The sequence below is a fragment of the Propionigenium maris DSM 9537 genome, from assembly GCF_027925155.1.
Classification (GTDB): Bacteria; Fusobacteriota; Fusobacteriia; order Fusobacteriales; family Fusobacteriaceae; genus Propionigenium; species Propionigenium maris.
The window spans coordinates 97298-112947 of the sequence record NZ_BSDY01000002.1 but is presented as its reverse complement, the minus strand read 5'-3'; the positions used below and the strand labels follow the sequence as shown (position 1 = coordinate 112947).

10 protein-coding genes and 1 riboswitch are annotated in these 15650 nt (G+C 39.3%); of the genes, 5 read left to right on the top strand and 5 right to left on the bottom strand.

Annotated features, from left to right (window positions below; genetic code table 11):
- Positions 1 to 982: 982 nt before the first annotated feature.
- Together QMG11_RS02435 and QMG11_RS02430 are read right to left on the bottom strand one after the other, a co-directional pair.
- Positions 983 to 3616: a glycoside hydrolase family 18 protein gene (locus QMG11_RS02435; RefSeq protein WP_281833199.1), complete on the bottom strand. Its 2634-nt coding sequence runs from the start codon at positions 3614 to 3616 to the stop codon at positions 983 to 985.
- 59 nt (positions 3617 to 3675) lie between these two features.
- Positions 3676 to 3966: a hypothetical protein gene (locus QMG11_RS02430; RefSeq protein WP_281833197.1), complete on the bottom strand. Its 291-nt coding sequence runs from the start codon at positions 3964 to 3966 to the stop codon at positions 3676 to 3678.
- Between the two features lie 325 nt (positions 3967 to 4291).
- Between QMG11_RS02430 and QMG11_RS02425 the strand changes: the two genes are divergently transcribed.
- The 3 genes from QMG11_RS02425 (at position 4292) to QMG11_RS02415 (ending at position 8458) form a co-directional block, all read left to right on the top strand.
- Positions 4292 to 6838, top strand: coding sequence for a glycosyl hydrolase family 18 protein (locus tag QMG11_RS02425; protein ID WP_281833196.1), 2547 nt, complete (start codon positions 4292 to 4294; stop codon positions 6836 to 6838).
- Positions 6839 to 7064: 226 nt separating this feature from the next.
- Positions 7065 to 7532, top strand: a complete 468-nt coding sequence (gene tnpA, locus QMG11_RS02420) for an IS200/IS605 family transposase (protein ID WP_281833193.1) — start codon at positions 7065 to 7067, stop codon at positions 7530 to 7532.
- Between the two features lie 554 nt (positions 7533 to 8086).
- Positions 8087 to 8458 (top strand): winged helix DNA-binding protein, encoded by a 372-nt coding sequence (locus tag QMG11_RS02415; RefSeq protein WP_281833192.1) that lies wholly within the window; start codon positions 8087 to 8089, stop codon positions 8456 to 8458.
- Positions 8459 to 8671: 213 nt separating this feature from the next.
- Here the strand turns inward: QMG11_RS02415 and QMG11_RS02410 are convergent, their stop codons facing one another.
- The 3 genes from QMG11_RS02410 to QMG11_RS02400 all read right to left on the bottom strand — a co-directional run bounded on the left by QMG11_RS02410 (position 8672) and on the right by QMG11_RS02400 (position 13310).
- Positions 8672 to 9574 (bottom strand): aldo/keto reductase, encoded by a 903-nt coding sequence (locus tag QMG11_RS02410; RefSeq protein ID WP_281833191.1) that lies wholly within the window; start codon positions 9572 to 9574, stop codon positions 8672 to 8674.
- A gap of 18 nt (positions 9575 to 9592) precedes the next feature.
- The gene (locus QMG11_RS02405) at positions 9593 to 11653 is read right to left on the bottom strand and encodes a DNA topoisomerase III (RefSeq protein WP_281833190.1); all 2061 of its coding nucleotides are present in this window, start codon (positions 11651 to 11653) and stop codon (positions 9593 to 9595) included.
- A 220-nt stretch (positions 11654 to 11873) separates the two neighbouring features.
- Positions 11874 to 13310 carry an amino acid permease gene (locus QMG11_RS02400; RefSeq protein WP_281833189.1) on the bottom strand — a complete coding sequence of 479 codons (1437 nt, stop codon included), beginning with the start codon at positions 13308 to 13310 and terminating at the stop codon, positions 11874 to 11876.
- 72 nt (positions 13311 to 13382) lie between these two features.
- A riboswitch (Lysine riboswitch) is annotated at positions 13383 to 13551 on the bottom strand.
- Positions 13552 to 13781: 230 nt separating this feature from the next.
- On the opposite strand from QMG11_RS02400, the gene QMG11_RS02395 reads away from it, so the two are divergent.
- Positions 13782 to 14180 (top strand): cupredoxin domain-containing protein, encoded by a 399-nt coding sequence (locus QMG11_RS02395; RefSeq protein ID WP_281833188.1) that lies wholly within the window; start codon positions 13782 to 13784, stop codon positions 14178 to 14180.
- A 66-nt stretch (positions 14181 to 14246) separates the two neighbouring features.
- On the top strand, positions 14247 to 15602 hold the full coding sequence (locus QMG11_RS02390; protein ID WP_281833187.1) for a phenylacetate--CoA ligase family protein: 1356 nt from the start codon (positions 14247 to 14249) through the stop codon (positions 15600 to 15602).
- Positions 15603 to 15650: the final 48 nt, after the last annotated feature.

Genomic DNA, 15650 nt, shown 5'->3' with positions numbered 1-15650 from the left:
TATATTTATTTTAAACTATTGACGAGAAAGGAAGAGCTTTGTAGCTAAGAGCGAGGGTAAAGAGGATTTTGGGAATATCATTTGAGATGATATATTTTAATTGAGATAATATTCATGTCACATAAAGAGGGGTGTTTTTAACACTTGCTGTAGTTTGAATAAAATGATAGTTTATATTTAGGAAGGGGGACAATCACTCCCTACAGACAGATACGCTAAAAATACAAGAAATCCCCCCTTCCTAATAGATTCTTCTCAAAGGTAGCATTACTTATAAAAGCCAACTTTGGGAAGAAAAAAGTTAGATATTAAAAGAATAATCAATACCATAAATATTATTATTGTTCTTTAGAAGAAGTCGTATTTTTTAAACCGCCAATGTTAAAGAGGTCATGTTAAGAGGTTCTTATATGATTTTCAACCTTCGAGTGGATAATGTGAATAGTTTTGTGAATTTAGAGATCCTTCTCTTGATTACTAATTGATACTGTTGTATCAAGGTAATCGGGAGAGGGATTTTTTATATTGAGAATGCCAGAGGAATTGATCAGGGAAATGAGCTTTAACACCGGGAAAGGTGAAATTGAAGAAGAAGTTAAGTGTCTGATTTAAGAATTATTAAATAAATCGACTATTAACTTTAATCTTCTCATCTTTTTTGATGTTGTAGACTCCTCTATAAAAGAGGAAAAGCGTGCCGTTGGCTATAAGTGCTGCTTTAGAGTTGAAGAAAGAAGAGTTTAGGGAGATCCCATAGGTGAGAATAACCTTGGAATTCTAGCTGTCAGTAGCTATAGGTTTAAGAGTAGAGGGGCAAAAGATACCTAAACAGTACCTGAAGGATGCCGAAATAGTTTTGAAAGTGATACTTCATATAAAGAGCCTTCCTAATCAATAGGTTGGATCCAATGATTAGGAAGGTGGATATTAATTTTGAAACGTTTCGAGTTTCTAGACTTTATAATGCTTTCAATAAATAAAGTTATTTAACTTTAAAGTTTTCAAATATTACATTGGTAAGGAGGTGATCCTCAAGCTCTAGGGAATCATAGTGATAACTCTCTCCCTCTATTCCATGAGCGGTAGTTCCGTAGTCATCTAAAGAGATGTCCCAAGAGATCAATCCTGCAAGTCCCTGGTTTACAACAAACTTAGACTTGTAATCTAGAGATACTTCATCTTCATATGTATAGAAGATCCCATCCTTTTCACTAAATAGATAAGGTACTTGAGCCACACTGTCATAGTAGTACTTAAAGTTGCTTCCCTTTAGTCTTGTTCCATCAAATGGGTTTGCTGGACCATTTGGATCTAGAGTAGCTATCGATACTGTCTTTCCAGCTTTAAGAGCATTTAGGTGTCTTAGCCCCATTACTCCAGCACCTCTTCCTCCATCCATCACCCCAGGAGCTGCTCTGCCTTGAAGGTCATTTATATCAATATCGTACTTATTTACTTTTGCATATAAGCCTGGCAATGATGGGATTGGCCATTGGCCGTTTGGCTGGCTCTCTTTTCTTACACCAGACCACCCCCTGGAGTAAAATGGCGATCCTACAACTAGTTTGTATCTAGGAATACCGAAGTTTGTAGTCACATAGTGAATTACATCCTCTATAGAGGTAGCATTACTATTAGGGTTTGTTATGTTTTGGTCTTCTTGAAGGTTTTGATATGTGTATGATTGGTGGTTCGTATACGGGTCAAATGCACCATGAGTATCATATGTCATATAGCTTATGAAGTCACAATATTTATGCCAATTAACAGCCCCACTATTTGCCATGTGCACCTTTCCTGCACTTACAGCACAAGCTAGGTGGTAGTATTTTCCATCCTCTTCTCCAGCTTTGTCTAAAGCTGCTCTGAGGTCTTTCATAAGAAGGGTGAATAACCTACCTTCATCCTCTGAGGCTCTTGGAGTTCCCAGGTCATTTCTATTGTCTAACAGGTCTCCCTCTCTCTTATTTTGAGGGAATTCCCAGTCGATATCAATTCCTCTCATATTTAGAATTCTCATAAGCTCAATGCACTTAGATACAAAGAACTCCCTATTGGCATCTCTAGCGGCATCTCTAAAGTAGCCAGAACGAGACCAACCTCCAAGAGACATTAGAGGCATTACATATGGATACTTCCTGCTATATTTCAGAAACTCAGTGTGGAATGCACTTGTGCTTCCCCAGTCGGAGAAAGCTGCTCCTGGATCAAAGATATTAGGCTTTATTTTTGGGGTGCCAGCATAATTAGGACAGTCCCTTACTGAGTTAGCTAATATCTCATGAATAGCAGTATCCTTATCTAGGTCGAAGCTTCCAGTATAGTCAGGTCTTATATCAATGAATGAATATTGCATATGACTTACCTTATCCCAAGGACTTATTTTAGGAGTATACTTTCTTGCTCCCCACTTAGCCCACTCTGGCATATATGTAATATGCATCTTTTCCATAGGAGTATTCAGACTTTTGACCTCAGATGGATCCATCGGTGCAAGATGTGACACCGCCGGAGAAAATGACGGATGAAGATCAGGGCTAAAGATATCAGGGCATTTTGGATAGTCGTATCTTTTCCATCCATTCTCTCCCGCTCCAGGTACATCTCCCTCATTAATCCAATAGTCAGCCTTCCAATGACTATTATTATGCCATATAATAGGGAGGTTATCTGCGCTTCCTGTGAGACTGGCATCCCATTTGGTGTATTTACACATTTCTTCTCCACCGGGTTTAGATATTTCTCTAATGCCAGTGGTTGACTTGTAATATACCACAGCATCTTCTTTGTCTTCTCTCTTAAATGTCACTTTATATACCACTTTAATATCATCTGTAGGTTTAATTTTAAAGGAGGTTAGATGTACAGTGTTTTTGGCAGAGCCTTTGTTCAACGCTGTATAATTTACACTTTGGGTTTCCTTTAACTGTCCATTTACATATATCCCCAGTTTGTTGCCGATAGTTCCCCAGGTATTATTTAGAGTTACTTCAACAGCATCTCCATTTTGAGTAGCATATGCCCAAGTATTTGAGTATGGCAGATCCCTAGGGAAGTCCTCATCCTCTACTTCCTCATGAATAATCACCTGATTTGATAGTACCTTCTTGCTTTTTATTCCGGCACCATCCTTCAGATCATAGAAGTACTCTAACACGGAACTATATGTTCCAGGGGAGTTTGTTTCAAAGGCTACTAAATCAGGAGTTATAACTTCTTGAACCTCTCTTTCTATTCCCTCTGAATTGAGTATGTGTTTGTACTTGAAGATGGTATTGTCTGGATCTGAGACCTCCCTTGGAGTAGCCTGTAGGGCTTCCCCCTCTAAGGATAGGTCAAGTATTTTTATTACAGGTTCGTTAAGAGGCTTACCTCCTTCCTCTTCACCTTCTAAGAGCTTTTCTATCTCCTGGATCAAAAGTTTAAGTTCTAGGTGGTAGTCTAAGGTTGAAACTATTTCTAGTTCTGTAACCATTTCCTCTAATTTTCCAATTTTATCTGTGAGTTCGATACTGGGAGAAGTCAAGCTATCATATCTTCTTTTTATAGATTGAGTTCTTTTTTCAACTGTTGCTTTTATTGCTGAAAACTTATCATAATATTCTTTTGTACTCATTGATCCCTCTCTTTTTCAAGTTATTTTGTAGGTTTAGAAAGAGCCGAAGGATCGCCTTATTAAAGTTTATTTTTGATTATTTCCCTCTCCATTTTTTTTAAAGTATCAGAGATGTTTTTAGCTTTTTCCAACAGAAGGTCATTTTTCTCTAGAAGCATATCCAAAGAATCCTCTATTTTTTGTGAGTTTTTTTTTTCTAGTCTTCTTATATCTGATAAAAGTTCACTTCCCCTTATTTCCAATTTTTCAACTAGTAGTATGTTTTCTAGCCTTTTCACCGAATCAATTTTTCCCATCTCATTTCTTTTCTCTTTTTCTTTGAAATCAAACCATTTAGGGATAATTTTCATAAAATAATGTCCCCCCTTCTTTAAAAAATTATAATTTAAAATGAATTGTTGGTAGCTACAATTCATAAGATACTTTTAATCATTACTTTTTTCAATGGTGTTTTTTTTTTGAAATTCAGAAGTGTTTATAATCCTTTATAAAACAATGGTAAAAAAATAAAAAAATTCAACAAAAAAATACTAGTGTATTTTTTTGTTGACATCTGATAAAAAAAAAGATATATTGATTGGCAATTGTAGGTTTGGAAAGTTAATGCTAGAAGGTCTCTCCTTATAATTAAATGAAAATAAAATACTTATAAGTTTAAGGAGAATGATTAACATTATGAATAATTTTGATATTGATAAGTTAAAAATCAAGATAACAAATTTTATCCAAGACGTTAATAATATGCAAAAAGATGTAAATAATTTAATAGACACTATTTCTTCCACTCAGGAATCTCTAGTTGTAGAGGAAAAGATTAAGCTGTTAAAGGAGATGTCAGCAGCTCTGACAATGGATTCCACCATAGAAGAGCTTCTGAAAATCGATGGCTTACTGGAAGAGATCCATAAGATGGTGTTTGATCTTGACTATGTGATATCTGGTGATATTCCAGAGTATATAGCTCCAAGTGTTGACTCTATTTACGTTACAGTTGACGGCAAGAAAATTACTGCCTTAGCTAAAGGGGTAAAGGACCCTCAGCAAAGGTTAAAAGATGTAAAGTATAGACTTTGTGGTTCTACAAATATCCTTATTCAAGAGCAAGGAGGTCTTCAGCCCCTATATCCTTATTCATTTAAGGAAGATATTGAAAGTGGCAGCTACTATGTTCAAGGGATATTCAGTTACATAGGTAAGATGGGGGAGAGAACTCTGGAAGTTACCTCTCAAGATATAGTCATAAACGAGGAAGAAGTTATTATACCGATTATTGATAGTTTAGCTGTAGAGGTAGTTAACAATAAAAATGTAGCTGTAATGGCTAAAAATATAAATGACCCTCAAAAGAGGTTGTTAAAGGCAGACTATTTTTTATTTGACAACTCCGACTCCCTTGTGGAGGGCAAGGAGGAGCAGGATGTAGCCTCTAGGGTTCAGTTTAGGAGAGATTTGGAGCCGGGACAGTACATTGCTTTAGGTGAATTTACATATCAAGACAGGGATGGAACCGAGGTAATCTCTATAAACTCAGCTCCTATAACTGTAGAGGGTGAGGAGAGCTTTATTGCCAGCGTAAATCTTACAAGTATTAATCAATGGGAGAATGGCTTTAATGGGAACCTAGAAGTTAAATCCCATACTTCACAAGACTTTGGGGGAGAGTGGGAGCTCACATTTGAAACAGCTCTTGAGTCATTTTCACATTGGCAGATAGCTACCTCCCTTTCAGAAGGAATTATGAAGGTGAGTTCAGGGACAGCTTGGAATGGCAGCCCTCACTTTACTCTTCCTCCACAGGGTAGCTTAAAGGTAGAGGGAATATCAGCAAATGGAGCTCCATTCAATAGAGAGGTTATTAAAAATTGTAAATTAAATGGAAACAAGGTTAGGTTATACATAGATGGGGAAGCTGTAAATGAGGGAGCCATTGGAGAGTTTAGCTTTCCAGAAGATACCCCTATTTCTGGATCGATAAAGGTAAGCGGCCTAGCTGTATCAGATAATAATAAGTATCTAATGGGGACTATTACTATTCCTGAGCCAGAGATCTATGATAGATATGCTGTCTACCACAACAGCTCTAAGGTAAGAGAGGAAGATATAGTGTCTTTAAAGGGGGAAGAAACTAAAGTCAATATTCAAGTTCCTATGTCATCACTACCTATCAATTCAGGGGTAAACAAATTATCCGTAGCATTTAAAAATACCAAAGAAAAAATCTATGAGAGTAATGAAGTTAACTATGTGGTAGCAGCTCCAGACCGTCCTGAGAAGAAGCTTGTGGGATATTGGTCCTCATGGGGGGGGAATGGCCCTACATCTTATGTTGATCTAGAGGATGTTCCTGCTGAATATACTACTGTAGTGGTTTCATTTATAGAGCATGAAGGGGATAATATTACTCCAAAGTTTGATCCCACTGATTCTGGTCAGGTTACAGATCAAGAGTTTATGGAGAAGGTTAAGACTCTTCAAAATAGAGGGGTTAAGGTGGTAATCGCTATTGGAGGACAAAATGGTGTCTTTAAACTTAAAAGTGCTGCAGACAAAGAAAAATTTAAGTCTGGAGTGATTAGAATAATTGAAAAATATGGCTTTGATGGATATGATATAGACCTTGAAGGAGGCTCTATTGGAGGAAGCGCAGATTATTCACTGATGGTAGAGGCCACCAGAGAAATTGTAGAGTATTTTAGAGGTTCTAATCCTGAATTTATCTACTCTATGGCACCTGAGGTAGCATACCTAATTACATCAGGCTTTGGAAACTTCTACATCAGACTCATCAAAGAGCAAATGGATTTAATCTCATATATTCATCCTCAATACTATAATGCTCCGGGAACAGGGGTTTTTAAGATGGATGGAAGTGGAGTTATGGTGGAAACCTCTAATGACTCCATTATGCAACAAGAATTTATTACAGAATTTACTCATGCACTTACTTTAGGGCATGACGGAGCAGGTTGGGGACAAGATCCTGCTCAAAGTTTTCCAATTGGAAGGATTCCAGAGGAGAAGTTAATAATAGGGCTGCCTGCTGGTACTGGAGCTGCTGGTACTGGAGCGATAGATAATATGGAGAGTATAAAGACAGCTTGGAATAATATCGTAGCTAGAGGAATCCACAGTATCAAGGGGTTTATGACTTGGTCCATTGACTGGGATAAATATCATAAATGGCAATTTAAAAATATGGTTGACAATTTAGAGAATAGATAATAAGTGCTTATTTATCATTCTCTGACTATTTTAGATAATGGTTATAAAATTTGATTTACAATGAAGGGCGACCCACCAGGGGTCGCTTTTTTATTGTATAAAAAGAAAACCACCTGCTATGCGGGTGGACTCAAAAAGCCGGAAGGCTATGCGTATGATATGAAAAACCTCCCTTGATATAATCACTTTAGGTTTGCCGACCAGTGAATAATTAAGGGAGGTTCAAATGGATAGCAACAGTTTAGCACATACTCGATGGAATTGTAAATATCATATAGTTTTCGCGCCAAAGTATAGGCGACAGATAATATATGGGAAGATAAAACAAGATATAGGTCAAATACTTCGAAAGCTCTGTGAAAATAAAAAGGTAGAGATACATGAAGCAAGTGCTTGTAAAGACCACATACATATGCTAGTAAGTATTCCACCTAAGTTAAGCGTTTCAAGTTTCATGGGGTACCTGAAAGGTAAAAGTTCATTAATGATATTTGATAGACATGCAAATTTAAAATATAAATATGGAAATAGACATTTTTGGTGTCGAGGATATTATGTTGATACAGTAGGTAGGAATAGGAAAAGGATCGAGGAGTATATAAGAAATCAGCTGCAAGAAGATATAGCTGAGGAACAGTTAACTTTGAAAGAGTATATCGATCCTTTTACTGGAGATAAAGTAGGAAAGAACTAGAAACCAAGAGCTACTTGAGTAGCTGAATGAAATATTACGCGGTTGGCAAACCGTTCAGAAGGGCTTCAGCCCAATGCTGGGACATCGCCCTTCTAGGGCTTGAGCAAACTACCACTTGAAGTGGTAGTTTTGATTATGTTTCATGATAGGTGATAAGTAAAATTTATCGAGTGGAAGACTCTTTATTTGTAAAGGTATTGGCTTAACTTTTTTGAAAGTATCACTACATTAAGTAAGGCGGTCAAATGTTAAGGTGTAATTATTTAAAGAAAATAGTAGTAAAAGCTGTTTTCATGAAGCTTTTTAAGCCTTGTAAGTGTTTAAAACACTTATAAGGCTTAAAGTAAACGTGGTATTGTTTTACTTGTAGAAAAGCAGGGATTTCATCCCAAACGCTCCTATACGCCAATAAAATTAGAATTTTTGCTTTTCTATTAAAAGTTTTGTTCAAGGTAGAATTTCAGAAAAAATATCTACCTTGAATATTAAAGAATAAGCCAAGGGCTAAAAAAATCAACTAAAAAATATTGAAGAACAGGGTTTGGGAGGGAAGGATGGATCATTATCTACATTTTAATAAGATGTTGGAAGCTTTTAGAGTTTTATGTAATGCATGCAATTTAGGAGTAACATACGTGGAAGTTTTGATTCTTATAGCTATTAAGGGTAATAGCCTCAATAAAAAGGAGGTTGCTGAAATATTGTTAAAAGATAAATCTTATATGTCAAAAAAAATAGATAGCCTCTATAAACGTAAATACATAGTGAAAGATTACTCGACACTTTCCTATGACCTTTCTGAGAAGGGGAAAAAAGTACTTATAGAGATAGAAGAGGTAAAAAATGATATTATCAGAGAAAGGAGTGTTGACTCTATGTTTGAAAAAGAGGTAGTTGAGTTATTGACTCCTTTAGAAAAATTTTAATTAGCTATTGGTGAATAACTTTTAAATAAATGCTGTGGAAATTAAATAAAATTATCTCTGAGCTTATCCATTAGAGGGAATATGTAATTTAAAAAAATAAAATGATATAGGTAATAAAGAATACCACAGAAAGAGATAAAGCTAATCTGTATAGTAGTGAATCTCTAATAAAAAATAGCTGCCCATAGGCAGCTTTTTTTATTAGAAGTAAAATTAATCTACTTCCCTTCCCCTGCTGGCATCCAATATCTTGAACCACTGCCTTCTGTTGAGGTGATAATCCAGGGCTTTAACAGCTCCCTTCAACCTGGTAAAATTGCCGGTACCCACCACTGGAATGATGCCTGCAGGGTGGGTCAGAAGCCATGCATATATAGCCTGATCGATTCCCTCGGCACCGATCTCTACCCTTACCTCCTCCAGAGCTTCCCTCAGTCTGATGGCTTTAATGCTTTGAGATTTAAAGATCTCTCCTCCTCCAAGGGGAGACCATGCCATAGGTTTTATTCTGTTTTTTAGTGCAGAGTCTAAAGCTCCATTTTCAAAGTTCTCAACATTCCATGGGGAGAGCTCTACCTGGTTTGTAACAAGGTCTTCATCCACATAGGATTGAAGCATATCAAATTGATGGGGAAGAAAGTTGGATACACCAAAGTTCCTAACCTTTCCCTCCCTCTTCAGGTGGCTGAAGGCAGAGGCAACCTCCTCTGGATCCATTAAAAAATCGGGTCTGTGGATAAGGAGAAGGTCGATATAATCAGTTCCGAAGTTCTTTAGAGATCTCTCTGCAGAGCTTATGATATGCTCCCTGCTGGTGTTGTAGTAGTGACCATCATTTTCAGGCCTGTTTTCAGACTTAAATGTTATTCCGCACTTGGTTATTATCTGCATTTCATCCCTCAGAGAGGGGTCCAGTGCCAGAGCTCTTCCAAAGAGCTCCTCACAGGTGTAGTTTCCATAGATATCAGCATGGTCAAAGGTTGTCACCCCTATCTCCATAGACCTTTTAATGAGGTCCAGGCACTGGGAATCGGTTAACTTCCAGTCGTTGAGCCTCCAGTAACCGTGTACTACCTTTGATATCTCAAGATCTTCTCCAAGCTTTACTTTCTTCATCTTGTCCCCCTTAAAAGTTTATTTATTAAACTTAGCCAATAGGTCTCCCAGGTTTGTAACAGCATCTTCCTGGTCACTGTACTGATTGATAAGCCTTTTATTCATCCCTCTCTCTCTTTTGGAGACGGAGATACCACAATCGTTTTTCTTTTTCTTCTCATCCCTGTAACCACACTTTCTATCCTGGCATACAAGGATGGCTCTCCCCTTCTTGTCCTTGACGCTGAGCATAGGCTTGCCACACATAGGGCACTTTTCCTTGGTGACATTGTCGTGCTTAAAGTCCTTGGTATCAGCCTTAACAACTCCCACAAGCTCTATGGCGTTCTCTCTGATATCCTTCATAAAGGCAGACCTCTTCTCCTTCCCCTTGGAGATCTCCTCCAGTCTCTTTTCCCATTTAGCTGTTAGTTCAGGGGATCTGAGGGCTGCAGGAACCATCTCTATGAGCTGCTTTCCCTTGGATGTAGGTGTTAGAGTTTTTCCGTTTCTCTCTACATAGAATGAACCGATGAGTTTTTCTATTATCTCAGCCCTGGTTGCAGGAGTTCCCAGGCCTCCCTGGGAAAGTATAGCTTTAGCATCCCTGCCCTCCACATACTTTCCGGGATTTTCCATGGCAGAGAGAAGGGTTCCCTCTGTAAACCTCTTGGGAGGATTTGTTCTTCCTTTTTCTCTCTTTATTGCTTTAACCTCCAGGGTATCTCCTACCTTTGGTGAGATGAGGTTCTGCTCAGGAAGGGTCTCCTCCTCCTGGTCGTTTCTACCTTCCCCTCCAAGGACCTTCTTCCATCCCAGCTCCTCTATAGCTCTTCCTCTGGAAATAAATTCACTTCCCTCTATCTCAGTAATTATAGTGAGATCCTTGTATATTGCCGGGGGTAGGAGAACAGCCAGGAACCTCTTTACAACAAGGTCGTAGATTCTCTTCTCATCAAAGGTAAGCTTAGAGATAACAGGCTTCTCCTCTGTAGGTATGATAGCATGGTGATCTGAGACCTTTTTATTATCTACCACACTCTTCCCCAGTTTGATAGGTTTCTTAGCTATCTCTGAGGCCAGTTTCCCGTGGGAGGTTCCCTCAAGGGCTTTTAACCTATCCTTTATAGTCTCCACCATATCTGTTGTGATATATCTGGAATCTGTTCTGGGATATGTAAGGACCTTGTGCCTCTCATAGAGGTTCTGCATATACCCCAGAGTCTTCTTGGCTGAGTAACCAAATCTTCTGTTAGCCTCCCTCTGAAGCTCTGTAAGGTCGTAGAGCTTAGGGGCATACTCCTTTCTGCTCTTCTCCTCTACCTTCATCACACGAGCCTTCTTCCCTTCTAATTTCTCCATAATTTCTGAAGCTGTATTGTCGTTGAAGATTCTAGTGCTTTTGTTTTTTTTACCTCTCCAGTGACCGAAGAATCCTTCAAACTGGCACCTGATCTGGTAGTAGCTTTTGGGAACAAAATCTTTGATCTCTCTCTCCCTCTCCACTATCATAGCCAGGGTAGGGGTCTGAACCCTTCCTGCGCTCAGCTGGACATCATGCTTACATGTTAGAGCCCTGGTTACATTTAGTCCGATGAGCCAGTCGGCTTCCGCTCTGGAAACAGCAGCCTCATAGAGCTTTTGATACTCCCTTCCATCCTTGAGGGTTTTAAATCCCTCTGTTATGGCTTTATCTGTCTGGGAGGAGATCCACAGCCTCTTGATCTTCCCTCTGTAGCCTGCCAGAAGCATAGCCCATCTGGCAACCAGTTCTCCCTCTCTACCGGCATCTGTAGCTATGATGAACTCTTTGACATCCTTTCTTTTAGATAGAAATGTAAGGGTCTTCAGCTGGTGGGAGGTTTTCTTCAGCCTCTTGACCTTGAGTTTTTCCGGCAGCATAGGAAGGTCTGCCATATTCCAGTTCTTATATCTGACATCGTAGTCTCCGGGCTCCCAGAGGGTAGCAAGGTGACCCAGGGCCCAGGTGATGATATAGTCCTTCCCCTCAAAATATCCCTTATTAACTTTATTACACTTTAATACCCTGGCCATATCCTTGGCAACACTGGGTTTTTCAGCAAGTATCAATGACTTCATATGAATCTCCTCTCTATTATTGTGAGTTAACTGCATTCCTTTTGGTAATTGGAATACAGGTTTTAGGTATTGTTGCTATTAAAACTCCCCAGATTACATTAATCTGGAGGTCTTAATTATACCCTATCTTCCCTGGATTGTACATTTTATCCAGGGGATCTTTGAAGGTGTCGCGGCGCCACTAAGAAAAAAGCACCCTCTATGAGGGTGCTCTAAATAGCTATACATTTTTAACTTCTGTTTCTACTTTTTTATCGTCCTTGAAGTTTATCATCTTGATAGCCACTCCAATAGCCAGGAACATAGTCAGTCCCCCATAGTAGAGTTTGATGGTATCCATCTGTTCAGCAAGAGGAAGGTTTAAATTATATCCAGAGAATACAATGGCTACTATGTTTAGGATAGTTATCCCTGCTCCCACAGCATAGGCAACTCCATTGTTTTTACTTATCTGGAATGGAGAGATATGTCCCTTTCTTCTAAAGTTGATATAAGCTATCCCCAGGAAGAGGTAGGGAAGGATAAATGACATGGTAGACATATCATAGATCTTGTAGTAGAGATCCCCAGCAGATTTTCCTCCAAAGGTAGTTATAAGGATGAAGAGGAATGAGAGTATCGTCTGAAATATAAGAGCATTTCTAAGGATACCTCCCTCTGTTTTTTCCGTCATCCACGATGGGAATGTACCCTCGGGAGCCTCACTGAATACCGCCTTGGAAAGGGCCATAGACCAAAGTACCAGAGCTACTAGGGTAATAAGGGTGTAGGCAAAACCTATCATCTTTACAAACCAGATCCCCAGACCAAAGGAGTTACCCATGAAGGCATATCCGCTGATTACAGCATTAACCAGGGAGATGTGAGAGAAGTCCTCTGTAGTTCCATAGGCAGCAATGGAGATTATCCCCAGAACATAGAGAGCCCCGATAAGAAGGGCTGAAAGAAGCAGTCCCCTTGCAAAGTCCCTCTCTGGTTTCTCCACTCTGTCCACATAGGTACCAACCATCTCGGAACCTCCATAGGCAAAGATGATCCAAGCAAAGGTACTGAGAATATTTCCTATGCTCTCCTTAGTATTCATTGGGAGCATGAGGGAGTCCACAGTGAGCTCTGTAGCAGGATTACCGAAGAATCCCAGATACATCCCAATTCCTCCCACAAGAAAGATCCCCGCAACAAAGAGGGAGATATAACCTGTAATGGTGGAAACCTTATTAAAGCTCTTTTCATATTTAAGTCCTATAAGGAGAGCTCCCAACAGTGCCAGTGCCGAAAGAATAGCCATGGGGATATCTCCTATATTGGCATCTCCTGTAAAGGCAAAGGAGAGGTATGTAGGTACTCTAGATGCCAGGGTAGGGAGATAAAAGATATTTGCCACAAAGTAGGACCACAGGGCAAAGTAAGCTATGTTACTTCCCAGACCTATATCGATCCACGAGTAGATTCCCCCAGTACGGTCCTTGGCGTAGGATGCAAACTCCGACATAATAAGACACATAGGGAGAAAGTAGATAACAGCTCCCAGGATGAACATGGAAGTAGAACCAGTTCCCGTAGCCTTGAAGTTGTTGGCGATATTTCCAAAACCAAAAACACCAACAAATATTATCATTACCATGGCGGTAATGGATAGGTATTTCTTTTCCTTCATAAAAATCCTCCAGATCAAAAAAGACACCAGAAGCGGTGTCTTATAATTAATCGCAGAAACAATTAAGATATAATCACCGATAGCTCCCCATAAAATGAGAGTCATATGGATCTTCTCCACTATGACCAGAAGTTTTCCCTGTGGGGGAAGCCCTCTTCGGCAGCAAATCCTTTTATATATTATCTACGTTTCCACAAACTCCAATATATTACTGATATTTACCGCAGCCTCTATCCAGTTCTTTTCACAAAATTTTAATTTACGACGCATTATACCACCAATATAGTACTTTGTAAACTTTTTGTTTAGATTATAATATCGATATGGGGAATGAAAAGGATTGATATATGGAAAATGTCCAAGGGAGTGGGAGTTTCAGGAGAGGGAGGAGGGAAAGGTGAGGAAAATAAAAAGGAGCTTTTGGAGGGGAGAAGAATAGTTATATATAGACTTATTTATAGGGAGGAAATTATGAAGAGATATTTAGCTATTATTATGGCAGTTGTTTTTATGGCATGTACATCTACAACCGAGCAGGCAACTCAGAAGATAGAGGACTTTAACGCCTACGGAGTCTCAGGTGAGGTGGCAGACGGAATCAGGGAGATAGATGTAGAGGCTGTAAAATATAAGTTTAACCCTGCTATTATAGTTGTAAATTCAGGGGAGAGAGTAAAGATAAGATTAAATTCAGCAGATGCAGCTCATGGGTTTGCTGTAGATGAGATAGGCTTTGATCTCAAGGGAGAGAAGGGAATGGTTACAGAAAAGGAGTTCACAGCTCCTGAACCTGGTGTTTATGTAATCAAATGTTCTGTATACTGTGGATTGGGTCACAATAATATGATGGGAACTTTGGTTGTTAAATAGATAGAGGAGGAGACAGTTTTGCCAGACTGTCTCTTTTTTTGAATTATGAAAGGGGAGGTGAGAAGTATGGGAATATTGGGTGTTTTGAAGGAAGCATGGCAGATGAAGAGAAATATGAAACGTTCCCGGGAGGAGATCCTGAAGATACAGGAGGAGAAGCTCTACAAGCTTATCGAGCATGTATTGAAAAACTCCAAGTTTTATAGGGAGTACTATGAAAAACACGGGATAAGCCTTGAAAACTACAGGGAGATAGAGTACACCGACTATCCCACTATCGATAAAAGCATAATTAAAAATTACTTCGACGAACTAATCTGCACAGAGGATTTTAAGCTGAAGGACCTGGAGGAGTTTGTATCCCATAAGGAAAACTGGGGAAGAAAGTACAGAGATAGATACACGGTAATGACCTCCTCGGGATCTACGGGAAATCCAGTGATTTTTGTCTATGATGGATCAGCCTGGGATACAGTAAAAGCTTTTATTCCTGGAAGGGTAGATACCGCCCACAGAATGAAGCTATCTACAAGGGAACGGATAGCCTTTCTCATAGCTGCTGGTGGGGACTTTGCCAGCTATAACCTGGCCAAGGAGGCTGAAGGGATCAACTACTCTACACTGATTTTAAATGTAAATGAGAGTTTAGAAAAAATAATAGAAGCCGTAAGAGGCTTTAATCCTACTGTTTTATCGGGATACTCCTCCTCTATCTCTCGTCTTGCTGAGGAGAAGCTAGGGGGAAGACTGGACATATCTCCAGAGAAGATATTTTGTTCTGCAAATAAGCTGACCCCTGAGAGAAGAGAGCTTATCGAGAGAGCCTTTGGAGTGTCTCCACTGGATTTTTATGCAGCTTCGGAAGCTCTAGGGATGGCTTCAGAGATACCGCAAAAAAAGAAGTTATTTCTCTTTGAGGACTACTATAAATTTGAGATTGTAGATGAAAAGCTGGAGGAGGTTGCTCCTGGGGAGACTGGGGACCTCATAGTCACCAGTCTCTATAACTACACTATGCCTCTCTTGAGGTATAGGATGGAGGATCGATTGAAAAAATCCCAGGTTCAAGACTTTAACTTCACCCTGATAGATGAGGTTGTGGGGAGAACCCTGGATGACCTCACCTTTGAAAGAGAGGACGGGAGTAGAGACAACATAAGTGCACTCCAACTTGTAGGGATGTATTTTAGAGGAATAAAAAAAGTTCAATTTATCCAGGAAAGTAAGGATACTTTAAGAGTAAAGTATATTGCAGAGAAGAATATAGACGCTGAGGGAGAGATCTTCCCTAAGCTTGTAGAGGTATTGGCGGTTAGAGGTTTAGATAGTCATGTTAAAGTGAAATTTGAGAGGGTAGATGAGATAGAGATAGATCCCATAACCGGAAAGTACAGGCCGGTAATTCCTCTGAAGGAAGGATAAAATAATAATATTATTCTCCTCAAAAAAGGAAAGAAGAGTGATTTCCTG

Coding starts and splice junctions, on each gene's coding strand:
- QMG11_RS02435 (WP_281833199.1), bottom strand. CDS start 3,616: ATGAGTACAAAAGAATATTATGATAAGTTTTCAGCAATAAAAGCAACA.
- QMG11_RS02410 (WP_281833191.1), bottom strand. CDS start 9,574: ATGAAGAAAGTAAAGCTTGGAGAAGATCTTGAGATATCAAAGGTAGTA.
- QMG11_RS02405 (WP_281833190.1), bottom strand. CDS start 11,653: ATGAAGTCATTGATACTTGCTGAAAAACCCAGTGTTGCCAAGGATATG.
- QMG11_RS02400 (WP_281833189.1), bottom strand. CDS start 13,310: ATGAAGGAAAAGAAATACCTATCCATTACCGCCATGGTAATGATAATA.
- QMG11_RS02395 (WP_281833188.1), top strand. CDS start 13,782: ATGAAGAGATATTTAGCTATTATTATGGCAGTTGTTTTTATGGCATGT.
- QMG11_RS02425 (WP_281833196.1), top strand. CDS start 4,292: ATGAATAATTTTGATATTGATAAGTTAAAAATCAAGATAACAAATTTT.
- QMG11_RS02430 (WP_281833197.1), bottom strand. CDS start 3,966: ATGAAAATTATCCCTAAATGGTTTGATTTCAAAGAAAAAGAGAAAAGA.
- QMG11_RS02415 (WP_281833192.1), top strand. CDS start 8,087: ATGGATCATTATCTACATTTTAATAAGATGTTGGAAGCTTTTAGAGTT.
- QMG11_RS02390 (WP_281833187.1), top strand. CDS start 14,247: ATGGGAATATTGGGTGTTTTGAAGGAAGCATGGCAGATGAAGAGAAAT.
- tnpA (WP_281833193.1), top strand. CDS start 7,065: ATGGATAGCAACAGTTTAGCACATACTCGATGGAATTGTAAATATCAT.